General features: G+C 67.4%; 15 protein-coding genes and 1 riboswitch. Of the genes, 14 read left to right on the top strand and 1 reads right to left on the bottom strand.

All coding sequences use genetic code 11. The annotated features are described in order from the left end of the window. Positions 1-23 precede the first annotated feature (23 nt). From murF to thiC, 13 genes are all read left to right on the top strand, one after another. The gene (murF, locus tag RQI28_RS07830) at positions 24-1,448 is read left to right on the top strand and encodes a UDP-N-acetylmuramoyl-tripeptide--D-alanyl-D-alanine ligase (protein WP_311222073.1); all 1,425 of its coding nucleotides are present in this window, start codon (positions 24-26) and stop codon (positions 1,446-1,448) included. Then, positions 1,442-2,623 carry a phospho-N-acetylmuramoyl-pentapeptide-transferase gene (gene mraY, locus RQI28_RS07825; protein WP_311222042.1) on the top strand — a complete coding sequence of 394 codons (1,182 nt, stop codon included), beginning with the start codon at positions 1,442-1,444 and terminating at the stop codon, positions 2,621-2,623. Before murF ends, mraY begins: the two co-directional genes overlap by 7 nt. Further along, positions 2,620-4,569: a UDP-N-acetylmuramoyl-L-alanine--D-glutamate ligase gene (gene murD, locus RQI28_RS07820; protein WP_311222041.1), complete on the top strand. Its 1,950-nt coding sequence runs from the start codon at positions 2,620-2,622 to the stop codon at positions 4,567-4,569. The genes mraY and murD overlap by 4 nt, the downstream gene beginning before the upstream one ends. Further along, a complete protein-coding gene (gene ftsW, locus RQI28_RS07815) occupies positions 4,566-5,852 on the top strand; it encodes a putative lipid II flippase FtsW (protein ID WP_311222040.1) in 1,287 nt (428 codons plus the stop codon). The genes murD and ftsW overlap by 4 nt, the downstream gene beginning before the upstream one ends. Before the next feature lie 79 nt (positions 5,853-5,931). Continuing rightward, positions 5,932-6,999: an undecaprenyldiphospho-muramoylpentapeptide beta-N-acetylglucosaminyltransferase gene (gene murG, locus RQI28_RS07810; protein WP_311222039.1), complete on the top strand. Its 1,068-nt coding sequence runs from the start codon at positions 5,932-5,934 to the stop codon at positions 6,997-6,999. Further along, complete coding sequence (murC, locus tag RQI28_RS07805; RefSeq protein WP_311222038.1) at positions 6,996-8,429, top strand: UDP-N-acetylmuramate--L-alanine ligase; 1,434 nt, start codon at positions 6,996-6,998, stop codon at positions 8,427-8,429. Before murG ends, murC begins: the two co-directional genes overlap by 4 nt. After that, the gene (locus RQI28_RS07800; protein WP_311222037.1) at positions 8,426-9,427 is read left to right on the top strand and encodes a D-alanine--D-alanine ligase; all 1,002 of its coding nucleotides are present in this window, start codon (positions 8,426-8,428) and stop codon (positions 9,425-9,427) included. Before murC ends, RQI28_RS07800 begins: the two co-directional genes overlap by 4 nt. Next, complete coding sequence (locus RQI28_RS07795) at positions 9,424-10,275, top strand: cell division protein FtsQ/DivIB (RefSeq protein WP_311222036.1); 852 nt, start codon at positions 9,424-9,426, stop codon at positions 10,273-10,275. Before RQI28_RS07800 ends, RQI28_RS07795 begins: the two co-directional genes overlap by 4 nt. Positions 10,276-10,290: 15 nt before the next feature. Next, a complete protein-coding gene (gene ftsA, locus RQI28_RS07790; protein WP_311222035.1) occupies positions 10,291-11,520 on the top strand; it encodes a cell division protein FtsA in 1,230 nt (409 codons plus the stop codon). A 181-nt stretch (positions 11,521-11,701) separates the two neighbouring features. Next, the gene (gene ftsZ / locus RQI28_RS07785; protein ID WP_311222034.1) at positions 11,702-12,931 is read left to right on the top strand and encodes a cell division protein FtsZ; all 1,230 of its coding nucleotides are present in this window, start codon (positions 11,702-11,704) and stop codon (positions 12,929-12,931) included. A 169-nt stretch (positions 12,932-13,100) separates the two neighbouring features. Next, positions 13,101-14,024 (top strand): UDP-3-O-acyl-N-acetylglucosamine deacetylase, encoded by a 924-nt coding sequence (gene lpxC, locus RQI28_RS07780; RefSeq protein WP_311222033.1) that lies wholly within the window; start codon positions 13,101-13,103, stop codon positions 14,022-14,024. Positions 14,025-14,052: 28 nt separating this feature from the next. Continuing rightward, positions 14,053-14,229 (top strand): hypothetical protein, encoded by a 177-nt coding sequence (locus RQI28_RS07775; RefSeq protein WP_311222032.1) that lies wholly within the window; start codon positions 14,053-14,055, stop codon positions 14,227-14,229. 58 nt (positions 14,230-14,287) lie between these two features. Further along, positions 14,288-14,395, top strand: a riboswitch (TPP riboswitch). A 129-nt stretch (positions 14,396-14,524) separates the two neighbouring features. Continuing rightward, positions 14,525-16,369 (top strand): phosphomethylpyrimidine synthase ThiC, encoded by a 1,845-nt coding sequence (gene thiC, locus RQI28_RS07770; RefSeq protein ID WP_311222031.1) that lies wholly within the window; start codon positions 14,525-14,527, stop codon positions 16,367-16,369. An 8-nt stretch (positions 16,370-16,377) separates the two neighbouring features. Here thiC and RQI28_RS07765 read toward each other — a convergent pair whose 3' ends face one another. After that, a complete protein-coding gene (locus RQI28_RS07765; RefSeq protein WP_311222030.1) occupies positions 16,378-18,174 on the bottom strand; it encodes a methyl-accepting chemotaxis protein in 1,797 nt (598 codons plus the stop codon). 185 nt (positions 18,175-18,359) lie between these two features. Here RQI28_RS07765 and RQI28_RS07760 point away from each other — a divergent pair, with 185 nt between their 5' ends. Further along, positions 18,360-20,009 (top strand): methyl-accepting chemotaxis protein, encoded by a 1,650-nt coding sequence (locus RQI28_RS07760; RefSeq protein ID WP_311222029.1) that lies wholly within the window; start codon positions 18,360-18,362, stop codon positions 20,007-20,009. Positions 20,010-20,061: the final 52 nt, after the last annotated feature.

Genomic DNA, 20,061 nt, shown 5'->3' with positions numbered 1-20,061 from the left:
GTCGCGCCCCCACGTCCGAGCCCATGCTGAGCCTGCAGCAAGCCTTCGCATTGCTGGCGGGCCGCGTGCCCGACGCCCGTTTGGTGGGTGATGGCGCCACGCCGCTGCTGCGCGTGCACACCGACACGCGCACGCTTGGCAACGGCGACCTGTTCGTGGCGCTCAAGGGTGAGCGCTTCGACGCCAACGCCTTTCTGGCCGATGCCCGCTCTGCGGGCGCTGCGGCTGCCGTGGCGCATGGCGGGCTGCAAGCAGCAGGCCTTGCCGGCATCGAAGTGCCCGACACGCTCAAGGCCCTGGGTGCCCTGTCCGCCGGCTGGCGCGCGCAGTGGGCGCTGCCGCTGATCGGCGTCACGGGCAGCAATGGCAAGACCACCGTCACCCAGATGGCCGCCGCCGTGCTGCGCGCCTGGCAAGGTGATGCCGCCTTCGCCACGCAAGGCAACTTCAACAACGACATCGGCGTGCCGCTGATGCTGCTGCGCCTGCGCGCGTCGCACCGCGCGGCCGTCATTGAACTGGGCATGAACCACCCCGGCGAGATCGCCTACCTCGCTGACATCGCCCGGCCGACGGTGGCACTGGTCAACAACGCCCAGCGCGAGCACCTGGAATTCATGCACACGGTGGAGGCCGTCGCGCGAGAAAACGGCTCGGTGCTGGCCGCCTTGCCGGCAGACGGCGTGGCCGTATTCCCGGCGGACGATGTGTACACATCGCTCTGGCAGTCGCTGGCCGGCGGCCGCCGCTGCATCACTTTCGGTGGTGAATCCGGCGACGTGCGCTGTACCGCTGCCGACTGGGCTCATGGCGCCTGGCGCGTGCGCATCGACACGCCGCAGGGCAGCTTGGACACCCGCTTGCACATCGCCGGTCGCCACAACGTGACGAACGCGCTGGCGGTGACCGCCTGCGCCATTGCAGCCGGCGTTCCGCTGGCCGCCATTGCCGACGGGCTGGCCGCTTTCGTGCCGGTCAACGGGCGTTCGCGCGCCTTCTCGCTGGACCAGGGCGGCCGCACCGTCACCGTGGTGGACGACACCTACAACGCCAACCCCGATTCCATGCAGGCCGCCATCGACGTGTTGGCCGAGCTGCCCGGCCCGCGCCTGCTGGTGCTGGGCGACATGGGCGAGGTGGGCGACGACGGCCCGCGCTTTCACGCGGAGGCGGGCGAGCACGCCCGGCTGCGCGGCATCGAGCAGGTCTTCGCGCTCGGCGCACAAAGCATGCACGCCGCACGGGCCCACGGGCCCGCGGCGCAGCATTTCGACGACATGGCATCGCTGCAGGCAGCGGTGCACAAGGCGTTGCCCACGGTGGGCAGCGTGCTGGTGAAGGGATCGCGGTTCATGAAGATGGAGCAAGTGGTGCAGGCGCTTGAAGCCGGCACGCAGCAGGCTGATGCCGCGGCGTCGTCCAAGGCGCGTGAGGTGTCCGCATGCTGATACTGCTGGCGCAATGGCTGCAGGAAACGGGCAACCCCGAGTTGAGCTCGTTCCGCGTGTTCCAGTACCTCACGTTCCGCGCCGTGATGGCGGCCGTGACGGCGTTGCTCATCGGGCTGATCGCCGGTCCCAAGGTGATCCGCATGTTGACGGCGCTGAAGATCGGCCAGCCCGTGCGGGGCTATGGCATGCAGTCGCACCTGGCCAAGAGCGGCACGCCGACCATGGGCGGCGTGCTCATCCTGGGCGCGATCACGCTGTCCACGCTGCTGTGGGCCGATTTGTCCAACCGCTTCGTCTGGATCGTGCTGGCGGTGATGCTGGGCTTTGGCGCCATCGGCTGGGCTGACGACTGGCGCAAGGTGGTCAACAAAGACCCCGAAGGCATGCGCTCGCGCGAAAAGTACCTTTGGCAGTCCGCCATCGGCCTGGTCGCGGCGCTGTACCTGGTGTTCAGCATTTCCGAGAATTCCAACGCCCGCGTGTTCGAGCTGTTCGTGTCGTGGGTGCAGTCCGGCTTCTCCCTCGACCTGCCCCCGAAGGCCGGCCTGCTGGTGCCGTTCTTCAAGGAAGTGAGCTACCCGCTGGGCGTGCTGGGCTTCGTCATCCTGACCTATCTGGTCATCGTCGGCTCCAGCAATGCGGTCAACCTGACCGACGGGCTGGACGGGCTGGCCATCATGCCGGTGGTGATGGTGGGCGCCACGCTGGGCCTGTTCGCCTACGTAGGCGGCAACGTCGTGTTCTCCAAATACCTGCTGTTTCCGCATATCGCGGGCGCGGGCGAGCTGCTGGTGTTCTGCTCGGCCATGGCCGGCGCGGGCCTGGCCTTTCTATGGTTCAACACCCATCCGGCCCAGGTCTTCATGGGCGACGTGGGCGCGCTGGCGCTGGGCGCGGCGCTGGGCACCGTCGCCGTGATCGTGCGGCAAGAGATCGTGCTGGCCATGATGGGCGGCATCTTCGTGGTCGAAGCGCTGTCGGTGATGATGCAGGTGACCTGGTTCAAGCTCACCAAGCGCCGCTACGGCACCGGCCGCCGCCTGCTCAAGATGGCGCCGCTGCACCACCATTTCGAGAAAAGCGGCTGGACGGAGACGCAGGTCGTCGTGCGCTTCTGGATCATCACCATGCTGCTGTGCCTGCTCAGCCTGTCCACGCTGAAACTGCGATGAACATCCCAGAGCCGCACCGCCCCGAGTCTGACGACGCTCTGCCCAGTGATGAAGACACTGGCGCAGAAGTCGGCGCGGGCACGCCCGTGACCGCTGCAACCACTGCCGACGAGTCCGTGGCCGTCGAGCCGGCCGCCGCCAGCAGTACCGCGCCGGCCGACGGCTACGTCGCGCCCGCCGTGTCGGCCGCGCAGTCGGCGGCCGAATTCGTGGCGCGCATCTTTGCCGACGTGGCTGCGCCCGAAGCCGGCGCTGCTGAGGACGCCCCTGCCGCCGATGCGCCAGACGCAGACGCCGAGAGCACGACCGAGGCCGCAGCCGAACAACCCGTGGGCCGCCCGGGCGACCTGCTGGCGACGTCGCTGCAGGGCCAGCAGGTGCTGATCCTGGGCCTGGGCGCCTCCGGCCTGGCGATGGCGCGCTGGTGCGTGCGCTGCGGTGCACAGGTCACCGTGGCCGACACGCGCGAGCAGCCGCCTCAACTGGCCGCGCTGCAGGCCGAACTGCCCCAGGTGCGCTTCGTCGCCGGTGCCTTCGATGCGTCGCTGGTGCAAGAGCTGGAACAAGGGCCAGGGCTGCACGCCGTCTACCGGTCGCCTGGATTGAGTCCCATAGCGATTGCTCCTGTTTTAATAGCTGCTAGCGCTTATGGAATAAGCGCTACAGGCGAATTGGGCTTGTATTCGCAGGCGTTGGCCGGCATGCGTGCGTCGCAAGGCTACGCGCCAGCGGTGCTGGCCGTTACCGGCACCAACGGCAAGACCACCGTCACCTCCCTCACCGGCCTGCTGGCCGACTGCGCCGACCGTACGGTGGCCGTGGCCGGCAACATCGGCCCCACGTTGCTGGACACCCTTGCGCAGCACATCGACGCAGGCACGTTGCCCGAGGTCTGGGTGTTGGAGCTGTCGAGCTTTCAGCTGGACGACGCCACCGGCTTCGAGCCCACCGCCTCCACCGTGCTGAACATCAGCCAGGACCATCTGGACTGGCATGGCGACCTGCCCGCGTACGCGCGCGCCAAGTCCCGCATCTTCGGCCAGACCGGCCTGATGGTGCTGAACCGCGAAGACCCACAGGTAATGTCCATGCTGACGGCTGCGCAGGCGCCGGTGGCCGCCGTGTCTGGCGCAGACGAAGCAGGCACCGTGAAGAAACCCGTCGCCCGTGCCAAGGCACCCAAGCCGGTGCCGCGCGCACACGTCACCTTTGGCGGCGACATGCCCCAGCGGCCTGGCGACTACGGCATCGAAGTGGTGGGCGGCATGGCCTGGCTGGTGCGCGCGCAAGAAGCCGACGAGACCGTGCGCCGCTCGCGCTCGGCCGCCGCCGAAGAGTTGTTCATCCAGCGCCTGATGCCGGCCGATGCGCTGCGCATTCGTGGCCGGCACAACGCCGTCAACGCTCTGGCCGCGCTGGCCCTGGCGCAGGCGGCGGGCTGTGCGCTCGGCCCCATGCTCTACGGCCTGCGCGAATACCGTGGCGAGCCGCACCGCGTGGAGCCCATCGGCATGGTGGGCGGCATCGAATACTTCGACGACAGCAAGGGCACCAACGTGGGCGCTACCGTGGCCGCGCTGGCGGGCCTGGGTGCCGACCGGCGTCTGGTCGTCATCCTGGGCGGCGAAGGCAAGGGACAGGACTTTTCCCCGCTGGCCGAGCCCGTGGCGCGCCATGCGCGCGCGGTGGTGCTGATCGGGCGCGACGGCCCGCTGATCGGCGCTGCGCTGCAAGGCGCCGGCGTGCCTTTGGACGCCGCCGCCAGCCTGCCCGAGGCCGTGCAGCGCGCCACGCAACTGGCGCAGCCCGGCGACGCCGTGCTGATGTCGCCGGCCTGCGCCAGCTTCGACATGTTCAACGACTACGAACACCGCGCCCGCGTGTTCTGCGAGGCCGTGCGCGACCTGGCGCACGACGCAGGGCACGAACTGGAAGGCATGGCATGAACAGCGCATCCGCCAACTCCGCGCGTTCGCCCGGCCTGCTGCAGCGCCTGCGCGGCTGGATGGGCGGCACGCCCTCGGCCGCGGCCGACGTGCTGCCCGTGCGCGTGGGCGGCACCGAATACCGCCAGACCACCACCACGCCCGCCAGCGTGCTCGGCTTTGACCAGGCGCTGGTGTGGGTGGTCATCGGCCTGCTGGCCTGGGGGCTGGTGATGGTGTATTCGGCCTCCATCGCCATGCCGGACAACCCCCGCTTCGGCAAGATCGCGCCCACCCACTTTCTGATGCGCCACACCATGGCGCTGGTGATCGGCTTCGTCGCCGCGCTGCTGGCCTTCCAGGTGTCCATGGCCACCTGGGAGCGCGTGGCGCCCTGGCTTTTCGTCGGCTCCATCGCGCTGCTGATCGCGGTGTTGATTCCGCATGTGGGCACGGTGGTCAACGGCGCGCGGCGCTGGCTGTCGCTGGGCATCATGAACTTCCAGCCGTCCGAGCTGGCCAAGTTTGCGGTCGTCATCTACGCGTCGGGCTACATGGTGCGCAAGATGGAAGTGAAGGAACGCTTCTTTCGCGCCGTGCTGCCCATGGGCGTGGCGGTGGCGGTGGTGGGTGCGCTGCTGCTGGCCGAGCCCGACATGGGCGCCTTCATGGTGATCGCCGTGATCGCCATGGGCATTCTGTTTCTGGGCGGCGTGAACGCGCGCATGTTCTTTTTGATCGCCGCCGTGCTGGTGGGCGCCTTCGCCGTCATGGTGATGGCCAGCCCCTGGCGCCGCGAGCGCATCTTTGCCTACCTCGACCCGTTCAGCGAAGAGCATGCGCTGGGCAAGGGCTACCAGCTGTCGCACTCGCTGATCGCCATCGGCCGCGGCGAGATCTTTGGCGTGGGCTTGGGCGGCAGCGTCGAAAAGCTGCACTGGCTGCCCGAGGCGCACACCGACTTTTTGCTCGCCGTGATCGGCGAGGAGTTCGGCCTGGTCGGCGTGGTGGTGCTGATCGTGCTGTTTCTCTGGCTGACCCGCCGCATCATGCACATCGGCCGCCAGGCCATCGCGCTGGACCGCGTCTTCAGCGGCCTGGTCGCGCAGGGCGTGGGCATGTGGATGGGCTTTCAGGCCTTCATCAACATGGGCGTGAACCTGGGCGCGCTGCCCACCAAGGGGCTGACGCTGCCGCTGATGAGCTTCGGCGGCTCGGCCATCTTGATGAACCTGGTGGCCATCGCTGTCGTGCTGCGGGTGGACTATGAAAACAAGCACCTCATGCGCGGAGGCCGCGCATGAGGTGCTTGTTTCAACAGAATAAACACGGCATTGCGCCAGCAATGTCAGGCGCGAAGCGCCTCATGAGGGGTGGAAGAGCATGACCACCCCCAAAACCGCGCTTGTCATGGCCGGCGGCACCGGCGGCCACATCTTCCCGGGCCTGGCCGTGGCCGAAGAACTGCGCACGCGCGGCTGGCGCGTGCACTGGCTGGGCACGCCCGGCAGCATGGAATCGCGCCTGGTGCCGCCGCGCGGCTTCGCATTCGAGCCCATCGACTTTTCCGGCGTGCGCGGCAAGGGCCTGGTCACGCTGGCACTGCTGCCGCTGCGCCTGCTGCGCGCGTTCTGGCAGTCGCTGGCGGTGCTGCGCCGCGTCAAGCCCGACGTGGTGATCGGCCTGGGCGGCTACGTCACCTTTCCGGGCGGAATGATGGCCGTGCTACTGGGCAAGCCGCTGGTGCTGCACGAGCAGAACTCGGTCGCCGGCTTGGTCAACAAGGTGCTGGCCGGCGTGGCCGACCGGGTGTTCACCGCCTTTCCCGGCGTGTTGAAAAAGGCCCAGTGGGTCGGCAATCCGCTGCGCGAGCCGTTCTTGCGCCAGGCCGACCCGGCCACGCGCTTTGCCGGCCGCAGCGGCCCGTTGAACGTGCTGGTGGTGGGCGGCAGCCTGGGCGCGAAGGCGCTCAACGACATCGTGCCCAAAGCCATCGGGCTGATTCCTGCGGCCCAGCGCCCGCACGTCACGCACCAGAGCGGCGCCGCGCAGATCGACGCGCTGCGCGCCAACTACGCCGCTGCCGGAGTGCAAGCCACGCTCACGCCGTTCATCGACGACACGGCCACCGCCTTCGCCGAGGCCGACCTCGTCATCTGCCGCGCCGGTGCCAGCACGGTGACCGAGATCGCCGCCGTGGGCGCCGCTGCCCTTTTCGTGCCCTTCCCGCATGCGGTGGACGACCACCAGACCACGAACGCGCAGTTCCTGGTCCATGCCGGCGGCGGCTGGCTGGTGCAACAAAGCGATCTGTCGGCCGAGGGTTTGGCCGAGATGCTACAAAATACAGAGCGGCCTGCGCTTGTGCAGCGGGCGCTGGAAGCCAAAAAGATGCAAAGAACAGAAGCCACCCAAGCTGTGGTGGCCGCGTGCGAGGAACTGACCGCATGAAGCACGCCATTCGCCATATCCACTTCGTCGGCCTCGGCGGCGCCGGCATGTGCGGCATTGCCGAAGTGCTGTTCAACCTCGGCTATGAAATTTCGGGCTCTGACCTGTCCGACAGCCCCACGCTGCGCCGCCTGGCCGACCTGGGCATCCGCACGCATGTGGGTCATGTGGCCGCGCATATCGACGGGGCCGATGCCGTGGTCACCTCTACGGCCGTGCAGGCAGACAACCCCGAGGTGCTGGCCGCGCGCGAGAAGAAGATTCCCGTCGTGCCCCGCGCGCTCATGCTGGCCGAGCTGATGCGCCTGAAGCGCGGCATCGCCATTGCCGGCGCGCACGGCAAGACCACCACCACCAGCCTGGTCACCAGCGTGCTGGCCGAAGCCGGGCTCGACCCGACCTTCGTGATCGGCGGGCGCCTGAACAGCGCCGGCGCCAATGCCAAGCTGGGGCAGGGCGACTACATCGTGGTGGAGGCGGACGAATCCGATGCCTCGTTCCTGAACCTGCTGCCCGTGATGTCGGTGGTGACCAACATCGACGCCGACCACATGGAAACGTACGGCCACGACTTCGGCCGGCTCAAGGGCGCGTTCGTCGAATTCCTGCACCGCATGCCGTTCTACGGCACGGCCATTCTGTGCACCGACAACGCGGCCATCCGCGAAATCATGCCGCAGGTGACCTGCCCCATCACCAGCTACGGCTTTGGTGAAGACGCGCAGGTGCGCGCGGTGGATGTGCGGGCCGTAGGCCCCCAGATGCACTTTCGCGTGCAGCGGCGCAATGGCGTGGTGCTACCCGACCTGGACGTGGTGCTGAACCTGGCGGGCGAACACAACGTGCTCAATGCGCTGGCGGCGGTGGCGGTGGCGGTCGAGCTCAGCATTCCCGACGATGCCTTGCTGCGTGCGCTGGAGGGCTTTCGCGGTGTGGGCCGGCGCTTCCAGAGCCACGGCGATCTGCCGGCGAAAGAGGGCGGCACTTTCACGCTGATTGAAGACTACGGCCATCACCCCGTGGAGATGACGGCCACGCTGGCCGCCGCACGCGGCGCCTTCCCCGGCCGCCGGCTGGTGCTGGCCTTTCAGCCGCACCGCTACAGCCGCACACGCGACTGCTTTGAAGATTTCGTCAAGGTCATCGGCAGCGCTGATGCGGCATTGCTGACCGAGGTGTATGCCGCTGGCGAGTCGCCCATCGTCGCCGCCGACGGCCGCGCACTGGTGCGCGCCGTGCGCGTGGCCGGCCAGGTCGAGCCGGTGTTTGTCGAGTCAGTGACGGACCTGCCCCAGCGCATTGCCGACACCGTGCAAGGCGGCGACGTGGTGCTGTGCATGGGTGCGGGCTCGATCGGGGCCGTGCCTGCCAAGGTGGCAGGCATGCTACAAAATAATGAGCTACATCCGCAGGAGGAGAGCGCGCTATGAGCGGATATGACCTGAATATCGATGTGCGCGCGCTGGGCAAGGTGGCCGTGCTGATGGGTGGCTCGTCCGCCGAGCGCGAGGTGTCTCTGATGTCCGGCGGCGGCGTGCTGCAGGCCTTGCGTGCGCGGGGCGTGGACGCGCACGCGTTCGACCCGTCGCAGACCCCGCTGGCCGAACTCAAGAGCCACGGCTACGCGCGTTGCTTCATCGCACTGCACGGCCGCCACGGCGAAGACGGCACGGTGCAGGGCGCGCTGGAACTGCTGGGCATTCCGTACACCGGCCCCGGCGTGATGGCGTCGAGCATCGCGATGGACAAGATCATGACCAAGCGCATCTGGCGCTTCGAGGGCCTGCCCACGCCGGACTGGCGGCTGGTGTCCAGCGCCGCCGAAACCGCGCAGGCGCTGCAGGCGCTGGGCGCGCCGATGATCGTCAAGCCTTCGCGCGAGGGCTCGACCATCGGCCTGACCAAGGTCACATCGCCCGGCCAGTGCGAACAGGCGTATCTGCTGGCCTCGCGGTACGACCCCGAAGTGCTGTGCGAGGAATTCATCGAAGGCGAAGAGACGACCTGCCCGATCCTCGGCCAGGGCGCACAGGCGCACGCGTTGCCAGTGATCCGCATCGTGGCGCCCGAAGGCAACTACGACTACCAGAACAAGTACTTCACCGACGTCACGCAGTACCACTGCCCGAGCGGCCTGCCCGAGGCTGAAGAGCGCGAAATCCAGCGCTTGGTGGTGGAGGCCTTTCGCACGCTGCAGTGCCGTGGCTGGGCACGCGCCGACATCATGATCCGCGCGAGCGACCGCAAGCCTTTCCTGCTGGAGATCAACACCTCGCCCGGCATGACCGGACACTCGCTGGTACCCATGTCCGCGCGGGCGTCGGGCATCAACTACGAAGCGCTTTGCCTGCGCATCCTGGCCAGCGCGTCGCTCGACAGCGCGCAGGGCCAGCCGACCGGCGACACCGCCGTCCCAGGAGCCGCATGAACCCCGCGCTGCCCGCACCGTTCGACGTCAAGCTCATGAACTGGACCGCCACGGCCCTGTTCGTGGGCTGCGCCGCGCTCGTGCTGGTGGCGGGTGGCTCCTGGCTGCTGCGGTTGCCGATGTTCTCCATTGGCCGCATCGTGGTGCAGGGCGAACTGGTACACAACAACCCTGTCACGTTGCGGGCCAACGTCGGCCCGCACCTGGTGGGCAACTTCTTCACCGTGGACCTGCAGGCCGTGCGCGAAGCGTTCGAGCAGGTGCCGTGGGTGCGCAGTGCGATGGTGCGGCGCGAATTCCCGAACAGCCTGCGGGTGGAGCTGCAGGAACACCAAGCCGCCGCCTTCTGGGGCGCTGAAGGCGGTACCACGCTGGTGGACAGCGGGGGCGATGTCTTCGAAGCCAACAACGACGACCTGGACGGCGACGACCTGCCGCGCCTGATCGGCCCCGAGGGTCGGTCGATGGAAGTGCTGCAGATGGTGCGCAGCCTCGTGCCGGTGTTCGAGCCGCTGGGCCATGACATCGACGTGCTGGAATTGACCGGGCGCGGCGGCTGGCGCGTGACGCTGGAGGGCGGAGCCGTGGTGGAACTGGGCGGTGGACCCAACACCGAGGTGCTGCAGCGCGCGCAGCGGTTCGTGCAAACCTTGCCGCAGGTGGCTGCGCAACAGGGGCGCCGCGTGGACGCACTGGAAACGGCCGATCTGCGGCACGACGGAGGCTATGCGCTGCGCCTGCGCGGCGTGAGCACCGTCACGGCCGAGATGGCGGCGCGGCCCGCACCCCGCCCCGCGGCGCGCGCGCGGCCCGCCACTCCGGCAAGAACAACAGGGCAGACCCGCTGAGGGCAGGACACAGATATGGCAAGAGAATACAAAGATGTGGTCGTCGGGCTGGACATTGGCACTGCCAAGGTGATGGCCGTGGTCGCCGAGGTGCTGCCCAATGGCGAGCTGAAGCTGGCAGGGCTGGGCGTGGCCCCCAGCAACGGTTTGAAGCGCGGCGTGGTCGTCAACATCGACGCCACGGTGCAGAGCATTCAGCAGGCGCTGAAAGAGGCTGAGCTGATGGCCGACTGCAAGATCCAGCGCGTCTACACCGGCATCACCGGCAGCCACATTCGCGGCCTCAATTCGAGCGGCATGGTGGCGGTGAAAGACAAGGAAGTCACGCAGGCTGACGTAGCGCGCGTGGTGGAGACGGCCAAGGCCATCAACATCTCCAGCGACCAGCGCCTGCTGCTGGTGGAGCCTCAGGAATTCGTGATCGACGGGCAGGACGTGCGCGAGCCCATCGGCATGAGCGGCATTCGCCTGGAAGCCAAGATCCACATCGTGACCGGTGCGCAGAGCGCGGCCGAGAACATCATCAAGTGCGTGCGCCGCTGCGGGCTCGAAGTCGAGCAGCTCATGCTGAACCCGCTGGCCTCCAGCCAGGCGGTGCTGACCGACGACGAGCGCGAACTGGGCGTGGCGGTGGTGGACATCGGCGCCGGCACGACCGACGTGGCGATCTTCACCGGCGGCGCGATCCGCCACACGGCCGTGATCCCGATCGCCGGTGACCTGATCACCAGCGACATCGCCATGGCCCTGCGCACGCCGACCAAGGACGCGGAAGACATCAAGGTCGAGAGCGGCTATGCCAAGCAGTTGCTGGCCGACCCCGAGGCGCAGGTGGAAGTGCCTGGCCTGGGCGACCGCAGCCCGCGCATGCTCAGCAAGCAGGCGTTGGCCGGCGTGATCGAGCCGCGCGTGGAAGAGATTTTCTCGCTGGTGCAGCAGGTCATTCGCGAGTCCGGCTACGAAGAAGTGTTGTCGTCGGGCATCGTGCTCACGGGCGGCAGTGCCGTCATGCCGGGCATGGTCGAGCTGGCCGAAGACATCTTTTTGAAACCCGTGCGCCGTGGCGTTCCGAAGTATTCCAGCGCCTTGTCTGACATGGTGGCCCAGGCCCGTGCTGCTACCGTCATGGGTTTGCTTGAAGAGGCTCGGCTGGCACGCCTGCGCGGCTTCAAGGTGGCCCAAAAAAGCGGCTCTGTGAAGACCGCCTTCGGCCGGTTCAAGGACTTCATCGTGGGGAATTTCTGACATGGCACACCGCCTGCTCTGGCTTGCCCGAGGGAGCCCCCATGCGCGGACGCGAGACCGATGGCGAAGCACCGGCCCGCCGCCTTCGTCGGCCTTGTTTTCGATTGCTATACCCCATTCAAACCCTATCGGAGTGGCCCCGGCCACCCACCCACTTACGTGAAAAGACCAGGAGCACCACATGTCCATCGAAATGATTGAAGTCGAAGAGTTCAACCAGGGCACCCAGATCAAGGTGATCGGCGTTGGCGGCGGCGGCGGCAATGCCGTGGAACACATGATCATGCGCAACGTGCAGGGCGTGGAGTTCGTCTGTGCGAACACCGACGCGCAGGCGCTCACGCGCAGCTCGGCGCACCGCACGATTCAACTGGGTCACAGCGGCCTGGGCGCCGGCAGCAAGCCTGAAAAAGCGCGCGAAGCTGCTGAAGGCGCGCAGGAAGACATCCGCCAGGCGATTGCCGGCGCGCACATGCTGTTCATCACGGCCGGCATGGGCGGCGGCACGGGCACGGGCGCTGCGCCGGTCATCGCCCGCGTGGCCAAGGAAATGGGCATTCTCACCGTGGGCGTGGTCACCAAGCCCTTCGACTGGGAGGGCGGCCGCCGCATGAAGAACGCCGACGACGGCCTGGCCGAGCTGGAAGCCAACGTCGACTCGCTGATCGTGGTGCTGAACGAAAAGCTGCTCGAAGTGCTGGGCGACGACATCAGCCAGGACGAAGCCTTTGCGCATGCCAACGACGTGCTGAAGAACGCCGTGGGCGGCATCGCCGAGATCATCAATGAATACGGCCACGTGAACGTCGACTTCGAAGACGTGCGCACCGTCATGGGCGAGCCCGGCAAGGCCATGATGGGCACGGCCACGGCCAGCGGCCCTGACCGCGCCCGCATCGCTGCCGAGCAGGCCGTGGCCTGCCCGCTGCTCGAAGGCATCGACCTGTCGGGCGCCAAGGGCGTGCTGGTGCTGGTGACGGCCGCCAAGGGCAGCCTGAAGCTGTCGGAATCGCGCCTGGCGATGAGCACCATCAACGCCTACGCATCGCCCGATGCGCACGTCATCTACGGCGCTGCCTACGACGACAGCCTGGGCGACGAGATCCGTGTGACCGTGGTGGCCACGGGCCTCTCGCGTGCCAACGCACGCCGCCAGCCCATCTCGGTGGTGCAGGGCGGCCTGCGCACGGGTACCGACAACGTCGCCTACCAGATGCCCATGGCGGGCTCGGCAGTCGGCATGGCCGGCGGCCTGATGGGCGGCGCCTCGCAGGCGGACTACGGCAACATGTCCGTGCCCAGCGTGTGGCGCACCAACCGCACGCAGGCCGCGGCCCGTGTGGACGCGCTCTCGTCCGGCGGCATGGACGACCTGGAAATCCCGGCCTTCCTGCGCAAGCAGGCTGACTGACCCATGGCGCCTGCGGGCGCCAGTCAAGCGCCAACCAAGCCGCCGTGTTCTTCCAGGAGCCGGCGGCTTTTTCCATGGAGTTGTTCTGACTTCCGGGCCGGTGGCAACCTATCACTTCCATAGCTGCGGATATGCACCAGAGCAGTGCTGCGCACCCTAAAATCGCCGGATGCTCCAGCAACGCACGATCAAAACCCTGACCCGCGCCGTGGGCGTGGGCCTGCACAGCGGCCAGCGGGTCGAGTTGACGTTGCGCCCGGCCCAGCCGGACACGGGCATCGTGTTCCGCCGTGTGGATCTACCCGAGCCGGTGGACATCCCCATCACCGCCGAAGCCGTGGTGGATACGCGCATGGCCTCCACCATCGGCGTGGGTGGCGCCAAGGTGCACACGGTGGAGCACCTCATGTCGGCCTGTGCGGGCCTGGGGCTGGACAATCTCTACATCGACATTACCGCCGAAGAGGTGCCCATCCTCGACGGTTCATCGGCCTCGTTCGTCTTTTTGCTGCAGAGCGCAGGGGTCGAGCTGCAGAACGCGCCCAAGCGTTTCATCCGCGTGACGCGCCCCATCGAGATTCGACAGGGTGAGGGTGCCGGCCTGAAATGGGCGCGGCTCGACCCGTACCACGGCTTCAAGCTGCGCTTCGAGATCGACTTCGCCCACCCGGCCGTCGATTCGACCGGGCAGAGCGTGGAGTTCGACTTGGGGGCCGGCAACTACACCCGGGACATCGCCCGCGCGCGCACCTTCGGCTTCACCAAGGACGTGGAGATGATGCGTGCCAGCGGCCTGGCGCTGGGCGGCGGGCTGGACAACGCCATCGTCATGGACGACTACAAGGTGCTGAACGTGGACGGCCTGCGCTACGACGACGAGTTCGTGAAGCACAAGATCCTCGATGCCATTGGCGATCTGTACATCGTGGGCAAACCGCTGCTGGCGGCGTACAGCGCTTTCCGTGCGGGCCACGCGTTGAACAACCTGCTGCTCCGCGAGCTGCTGGCGCAAAAAGACGCCTGGGAAATCACCACCTTTGAAAACGAGCGCCACGCGCCAGCCGGTTTCCTGCAGCTGGCGCGCGCCTGGTGAGCAGGTCTAGGCATCGGGCACACGCGGCATGCTGATCTTCCGCTGGATCGTCACCCTGCTCCTGCTCACCTCGGGCGTGTCGTTCCTGTTCTACGTGGGCACGGGGCAGCTGCGCTATCGCCGCTTCGGCCTTCTGGTGCTCAAGTGGACGGTGATCGCCGCGCTCTTTTTCTTCGCTGTGCTGATCCTCGAGCGCATCGTCTGACAGCACTGCGCTGGCTGGCGGGCAGGTCTGGCTTCCCGCACCGCACACGCCTATACTCGCCCCTGCTCCGGGGTGCACGTGTGCGTGCTGAGACGGCGAAATTGATCGCCGGAACCGCGAACTTGATCTGGTTAGTACCAGCGTAAGAAGAGCTGCAGTCGACAGGCCCGCGTCACCGCGTGCGCACGGCGCCATGCCCACATTTCAGGGCCATGGCGCCTTGCCGCATGCGGGCGGGCAGGGCGGCCCATGGCGGAGCACTTGGATTTATCCACACGTGAGGAAAAGTGCCCCTATGAATGCCCCCGACAAATTCACCCAGTTGCTGGCGCTGACGCGCGAGCCCTTCCCCGCCTCCACCAAACGCTACTTGAGCGGCACCCAGGCCGACTTGCGCGTGCCGGTTCGCGACATCGCCCTGACCAACGGCGAGCAGATCAGCGTCTACGACACTTCCGGCCCCTACACCGACCCGGATGCGGTGATCGACGTGCGCAAGGGCCTGGCCGGCCTGCGTGCCGGCTGGGTCGCGGCACGCGGCGACACCGAGCTGTACGACGGCCGCCAGCGTGTGGCCATGGACGATGGCAGCAAGAGCGAAGACGCCGCGCGCCTGGCGCAGCTGCGCGCCGAAGCTGCCGCGCTGCAACGCCCGCCGCTGCGCGCCAAAAGCGGTGCCAACGTGACCCAGATGCACTACGCCAGGAAAGGCATCGTCACGCCCGAGATGGAATATGTGGCCCTGCGCGAGAACGGCCGCCGCGAATGGATGGCGCCCTACCAGCAGGACGCCGCGCGTGAACAGCGCCTGGCCGGCAACTCGATGGGCGCGAGCATCCCGAAGATCATCACCCCCGAATTTGTGCGCGACGAAGTGGCCCGAGGCCGGGCCATCATTCCGGCCAACATCAATCACCCTGAAGTGGAGCCGATGGCGATCGGGCGCAACTTCAAGGTCAAGATCAACGCCAACATCGGCAACTCGGCCGTCACGTCCAGCATCGAGGAAGAGGTGGAGAAGCTGGTGTGGGCGATCCGCTGGGGCGCCGACAACGTGATGGATTTGTCGACCGGAAAAAACATCCACACCACGCGCGACTGGATCGTGCGCAACTCGCCCGTGCCCATCGGCACCGTGCCCATCTACCAGGCGCTGGAGAAGGTGGGCGGCGTGGCCGAGGATCTGACTTGGGCGATCTTTCGCGACACGCTGATCGAGCAGGCCGAGCAGGGCGTGGACTACTTCACCATCCACGCGGGCGTGCGGCTGGCGTACATCCACCTCACGGCGCAGCGGCGCACGGGCATCGTCTCGCGCGGCGGCTCCATCATGGCCAAGTGGTGCATGGCGCACCACCGCGAGAGCTTTCTGTACGAGCATTTCGAAGACATCTGCGACATCATGAAGCAGTACGACGTGTCGTTCAGCTTGGGCGACGGCCTGCGCCCGGGCTGCGCATCGGATGCCAACGACGAGGCCCAGTTTGCCGAACTGCACACGCTGGGCGAGCTGACCCAGGTGGCCTGGAAGCACGACGTGCAAACGATGATCGAAGGCCCCGGCCACGTGCCCATGCACATGATCCAGGCCAACATGACCGAGCAGCTCAAGACCTGCCACGAAGCGCCGTTCTACACGCTGGGTCCGCTGACCATCGACATCGCGCCCGGCTACGACCACATCGCGTCAGCCATTGGCGCGGCCATGATCGGCTGGATGGGCACTGCCATGCTCTGCTACGTCACGCCCAAGGAACACCTGGGCCTGCCCGACCGCGACGACGTGAAGCAGGGAATCATCGCGTACAAGATTGCAGCGCATGCGGCCGACGTGGCCAAGGGGCACCCGGGCGCCCGTGCGCGCGACGACGCGCTGAGCCAGGCGCGTTTCGACTTTCGCTGGCAGGACCAGTTCAACCTGGGCCTCGACCCCGAGACCGCGCAGAAGTACCACGACGAAACGCTGCCCAAGGACTCCGCCAAGGTCGCGCATTTCTGCTCGATGTGCGGGCCGAAGTTCTGCTCGATGAAGATCACGCAGGAAGTGCGCGAATTTGCGGCGAAGGGCATGCAGGAAAAGGCTGTGGAGTTCCGCGGCACGGGTGGCGAGTTGTACGTGCCCATTCAACCCGTGGCCTGAGAGCCTGCTCAGACCGCTGCGAGCAAGGGCTGTCGGGCGACTCGAAGCAAGGGCGCGGCAGCGTTGCCCACGGCCTCGGCGCGGCCTGGCAGCACAAAGCGGCTGACCAGTGCCGACAGTTCCTGCGCCTGGCCGCGCAGGCTGTCGGCCGCCGCGGCCGATTCCTCCACCAGCGCTGCGTTCTGCTGGGTCATTTCGTCCAGGCGCGACATGGCGCCGTGGATCGATGCGATGTCCTCGTTCTGGGCCTGGTGCGCGGCCTTGATCTCCACCATCGTGTGTGCTGCCTGCTGGATGGATGCCACCACCTGGCCCATCGTACGGCCCGCTTCGCCCGCCAGGCGCGAGCCGCCTTCCACCTGCTGCACCGATGTGGCGATCAGCGACTTGATCTCGCGCGCGGCCTCGGCCGACCGCGTGGCCAGCGTGCGCACCTCGCTCGCCACCACCGCGAAGCCCCGGCCCTGCTCGCCAGCGCGGGCTGCCTCCACGGCGGCGTTCAGCGCGAGGATGTTGGTCTGGAAGGCGATGGAATCGATCACGCCCGTGATGTCGGCAATGCGGTGCGCGCTGCGCGATATCTGCTCCATCGTGCCCACCACCTGGGTCACCACGCCACTGCCCGCCAGGGCCACTTCGGCGGCCTGCGCGGCCAGTGCCTCGGTGCGCTGGGTGGTGTCCTCCGACTCGCGCACCTTGCGGGTCACATGCTCGAGCGCGGCGGCGGTTTCCTGCAGGCTGGCGGCCGTGGCTTCGGTGCGTTGCGACAACTCTGCGTTGCCGTTGGCGATCTCGGTGGAGGCGGTGCGAATGTTCTGCACCGATTGGCTCACCTGGCCCACCAGCGCGCGCAACGCCGACTGCATGATCGAGAGCGATGTGAGCATGCGGCCGGTCTCGTCGCGCTGGTGTCCGGCAATGTCGTGGCGCAGATCGAACCCGGCCACTCGGTCGGCGGTGGCACCCGCCAGGGCGATGGGCCGCGTGATGCTGCGCACCAGCCACAGGGCCAGCACGGCGCCCAGCACCAGCGCCAGGCCGCCGAAGACCAGCAGCGACACCCGCGCCATGCGGCTCAGCTCGGCCACCTGGGCGGCTGCGCCGTCGATGTCCTGCCGCTGCGATTGCGTGAGTCCGTCCAGCGACTGCAGCAGCGCCTGCGATGCCGGCAGGAAGCGCTCGCCATACACCTTGCGGATGCGCTCGGTCAGGCCGGAATCGCGTGCGGCCACCAGTTCGGTGCGCGCCTGCAGAAACGCCGCGCCGGCAGCCCGCACCTGCTGCAGCTGCTGGGTGTCTTCGGGTGCCGTCAGGCGATTCGCCAAGGCGGTGATGCGCGTGTCGTATTCCCGCTGGGTCCGGGCGATGTCCGCGCCCAGAATCTCGCCCACTTCCGGCTCCGAGCTCAGCGCGACAGCCTTGTAGCGCTCGGCGTTCATCGCCTGCAGGCGGAATGCGTCGGCCACCAGCCGCTCGTTGGCCACGCTGTGCGCGACCATCTGGTCGGTGGAGGCATGAATGCGCTGCAGCGACCAGCCGCCGATGGCCGAACCCACCAGGCTCAGCGCCAGCACGGCCAACAAGACCCCGACCAGGCGGCGCCCCAGCGAGCCGCCGCCTTTGGACGCCCCGCTGCGTGGGCTGGTGTCGGCCGCATCAGCACCTTCGATGTGGGGTCGATGCAACGGGGTGGAGAAGTCTGTGTCAGCGCGAAAGGTGTGCAGGAAGGTCATGGCAGCAAAAAAGGGCAGTGAAGCCGCGTCGACGGCGGCGATGTCCTTCAATGTGCCGATGAATTGTGACAAGGTGTTTGCTTTGCCTGCTGTTTCCGGGCACCTATTTCGCCGCGATGCGCCATCAGGGGCAACCCGTGCAAACGAGTAAGGCTGGGTAGCATAAAGTTACAGCGCCGCACTGGTCACAAGGCTGTGCAAGTGCTATGGCGCGCTTATTGCGTATGTCAGCCATCTGATCTTTTTCGAGGAGCGCCATGAACGCGTTGGGTCGTCTGTCCATCCGTGCCCGCCTGTATTTCGGCACGGTGTTTTCGCTGAGTTTGTTGATCGTCATTGGCGCCATGGGTTACATCGCCTTGGCGCGCACCCAAGGCACGTTGCAGGTGCTTTTCTCGCAGCGGGTGCAAACTCTGACCGACATGGCCGATCTGCGCACCAGTCTGGGTACTCTGCGGCGGGCCGAAAAAGACATCATCATCAACTTCAACAATTCGGTGGAAGTGGCCTCGCTGCGCGAAGGCTGGGGCAAGACGCTGACCGGCCTGCGTAAGAGCCTGGCCGATGTGCGCCAAGTGCAATCCGGCGACGCCGAATTCGTGGCCTCCATCGACAAGTCGCTGGCGGAGATCAAGCTCTATGAAGACGGCATCTCGCCCGTCTTCGAGCAGATCGAGCGCGCGCAACTCGACGGTGCGGGCGGCGGCGCCTACGCCGACCGGCTCAAGGGCCACATGGAAGCCACCGACCAGCTCTTCGCCACCCTGGCCGCCACTGCGCGCCAGCGCATGGACGAAGCACGCCAGAGCGTGGAGCAGCGCACCGCCACCATGGCCGGGCTCATCGCCGGCGGGCTGCTGCTGGGCCTGGCGGTGCTGATACCGCTCACCTTCTTCAGCGTGCGCTCCATCACCCGTTCGCTGGCCCAGGCGCGCGACCTGGCCGAGCGCATCGCCGGCGGCGACCTGTCGCAGGAGGTGCGGCCGCTGCAGCAAGACGAAGTGGGCCAGTTGGTGACGGCCATGGGGCTGATGCAGCAATCTTTGCGTTCGCTGGTGGGGCAGTTGCAGGAGGCAGCGGGCAGCATCTCCACCGCCAGCACCGAGATCGCGAGCGGCAACCACGACCTGAGCCAGCGCACCGAACAGACCGCCGCCAACCTGCAGGAAGCCGCCTCGTCGATGGAGCTCTTGACCAGCACCGTGCAGAACAGCGCGCAATCGTCGCGCCAAGCCAGCGACTTCGCCGCATCGGCCGCCGAAGTGGCCGGGCGTGGCGGCGCGGTGGTGTCGCAGGTGGTCAGCACCATGGGTGAGATCGCGGCCAGCTCGCGCAAGATCGGTGACATCACTGGCGTGATCGACTCCATTGCGTTCCAGACCAACATCCTGGCGCTGAACGCCGCCGTGGAGGCCGCGCGTGCGGGCGAGCAGGGCCGCGGCTTTGCCGTGGTGGCCAGCGAGGTGCGCTCGCTCGCCCAGCGTTCGGCCGAGGCCGCCAAGGAAATCAAGACGCTGATCGCCGCGTCGGTCGAGCGGGTCGAAGGCGGCTCGCGCCTGGTAGGCCAGGCCGGCGCCACCATGACGGAGATCGTGGGCAGCGTGCGCCGGGTGCACGACATCATTGCCGAGATCACCGCCGCGTCGTCCGAGCAGAGCGACAACATCGGCCAGATCAGCCAGTCGGTCAGCCAGCTCGATCAGATGACGCAGCAGAACGCGGCGTTGGTGGAGGAATCCACCGCTGCCGCCGAATCGCTGCGCGATCAGGCCCGCAGCCTGACGCAGGCGGTGGCGCGGTTCGATCTGGGCGATGGCACAGGGGCGACGAGGCCTGCAGGGGGCGCTCAGGTGGCGGCCTTCGGGGCATTGCCGGAGTCGCTCTCCAACGCGTTGCGGCTGGCCTGAGCGAGATGGCGCAGGGCGGCCTGCGTTCGAGGCGCTGCCGCGCCGGGCAGGA

The sequence above is a fragment of the Acidovorax sp. WCS2018Noco2-16 genome (assembly GCF_031843945.1).
GTDB lineage: Bacteria > Pseudomonadota > Gammaproteobacteria > Burkholderiales > Burkholderiaceae_C > Paracidovorax.
The sequence above is the reverse complement of the archived record's forward strand: the minus strand, read 5'-3'. Positions and strand labels throughout refer to the sequence as shown.

What these genes read in the sequence shown, in the direction of transcription:
- ftsW (WP_311222040.1), top strand. Translation starts at nt 4,566, where the DNA reads ATGAACAGCGCATCCGCCAACTCCGCGCGTTCGCCCGGCCTGCTGCAG.
- RQI28_RS07760 (WP_311222029.1), top strand. Translation starts at nt 18,360, where the DNA reads ATGAACGCGTTGGGTCGTCTGTCCATCCGTGCCCGCCTGTATTTCGGC.
- lpxC (WP_311222033.1), top strand. Translation starts at nt 13,101, where the DNA reads ATGCTCCAGCAACGCACGATCAAAACCCTGACCCGCGCCGTGGGCGTG.
- RQI28_RS07795 (WP_311222036.1), top strand. Translation starts at nt 9,424, where the DNA reads ATGAACCCCGCGCTGCCCGCACCGTTCGACGTCAAGCTCATGAACTGG.
- RQI28_RS07775 (WP_311222032.1), top strand. Translation starts at nt 14,053, where the DNA reads ATGCTGATCTTCCGCTGGATCGTCACCCTGCTCCTGCTCACCTCGGGC.
- RQI28_RS07800 (WP_311222037.1), top strand. Translation starts at nt 8,426, where the DNA reads ATGAGCGGATATGACCTGAATATCGATGTGCGCGCGCTGGGCAAGGTG.
- thiC (WP_311222031.1), top strand. Translation starts at nt 14,525, where the DNA reads ATGAATGCCCCCGACAAATTCACCCAGTTGCTGGCGCTGACGCGCGAG.
- murD (WP_311222041.1), top strand. Translation starts at nt 2,620, where the DNA reads ATGAACATCCCAGAGCCGCACCGCCCCGAGTCTGACGACGCTCTGCCC.
- ftsZ (WP_311222034.1), top strand. Translation starts at nt 11,702, where the DNA reads ATGTCCATCGAAATGATTGAAGTCGAAGAGTTCAACCAGGGCACCCAG.
- murF (WP_311222073.1), top strand. Translation starts at nt 24, where the DNA reads ATGCTGAGCCTGCAGCAAGCCTTCGCATTGCTGGCGGGCCGCGTGCCC.
- ftsA (WP_311222035.1), top strand. Translation starts at nt 10,291, where the DNA reads ATGGCAAGAGAATACAAAGATGTGGTCGTCGGGCTGGACATTGGCACT.
- mraY (WP_311222042.1), top strand. Translation starts at nt 1,442, where the DNA reads ATGCTGATACTGCTGGCGCAATGGCTGCAGGAAACGGGCAACCCCGAG.
- murG (WP_311222039.1), top strand. Translation starts at nt 5,932, where the DNA reads ATGACCACCCCCAAAACCGCGCTTGTCATGGCCGGCGGCACCGGCGGC.
- murC (WP_311222038.1), top strand. Translation starts at nt 6,996, where the DNA reads ATGAAGCACGCCATTCGCCATATCCACTTCGTCGGCCTCGGCGGCGCC.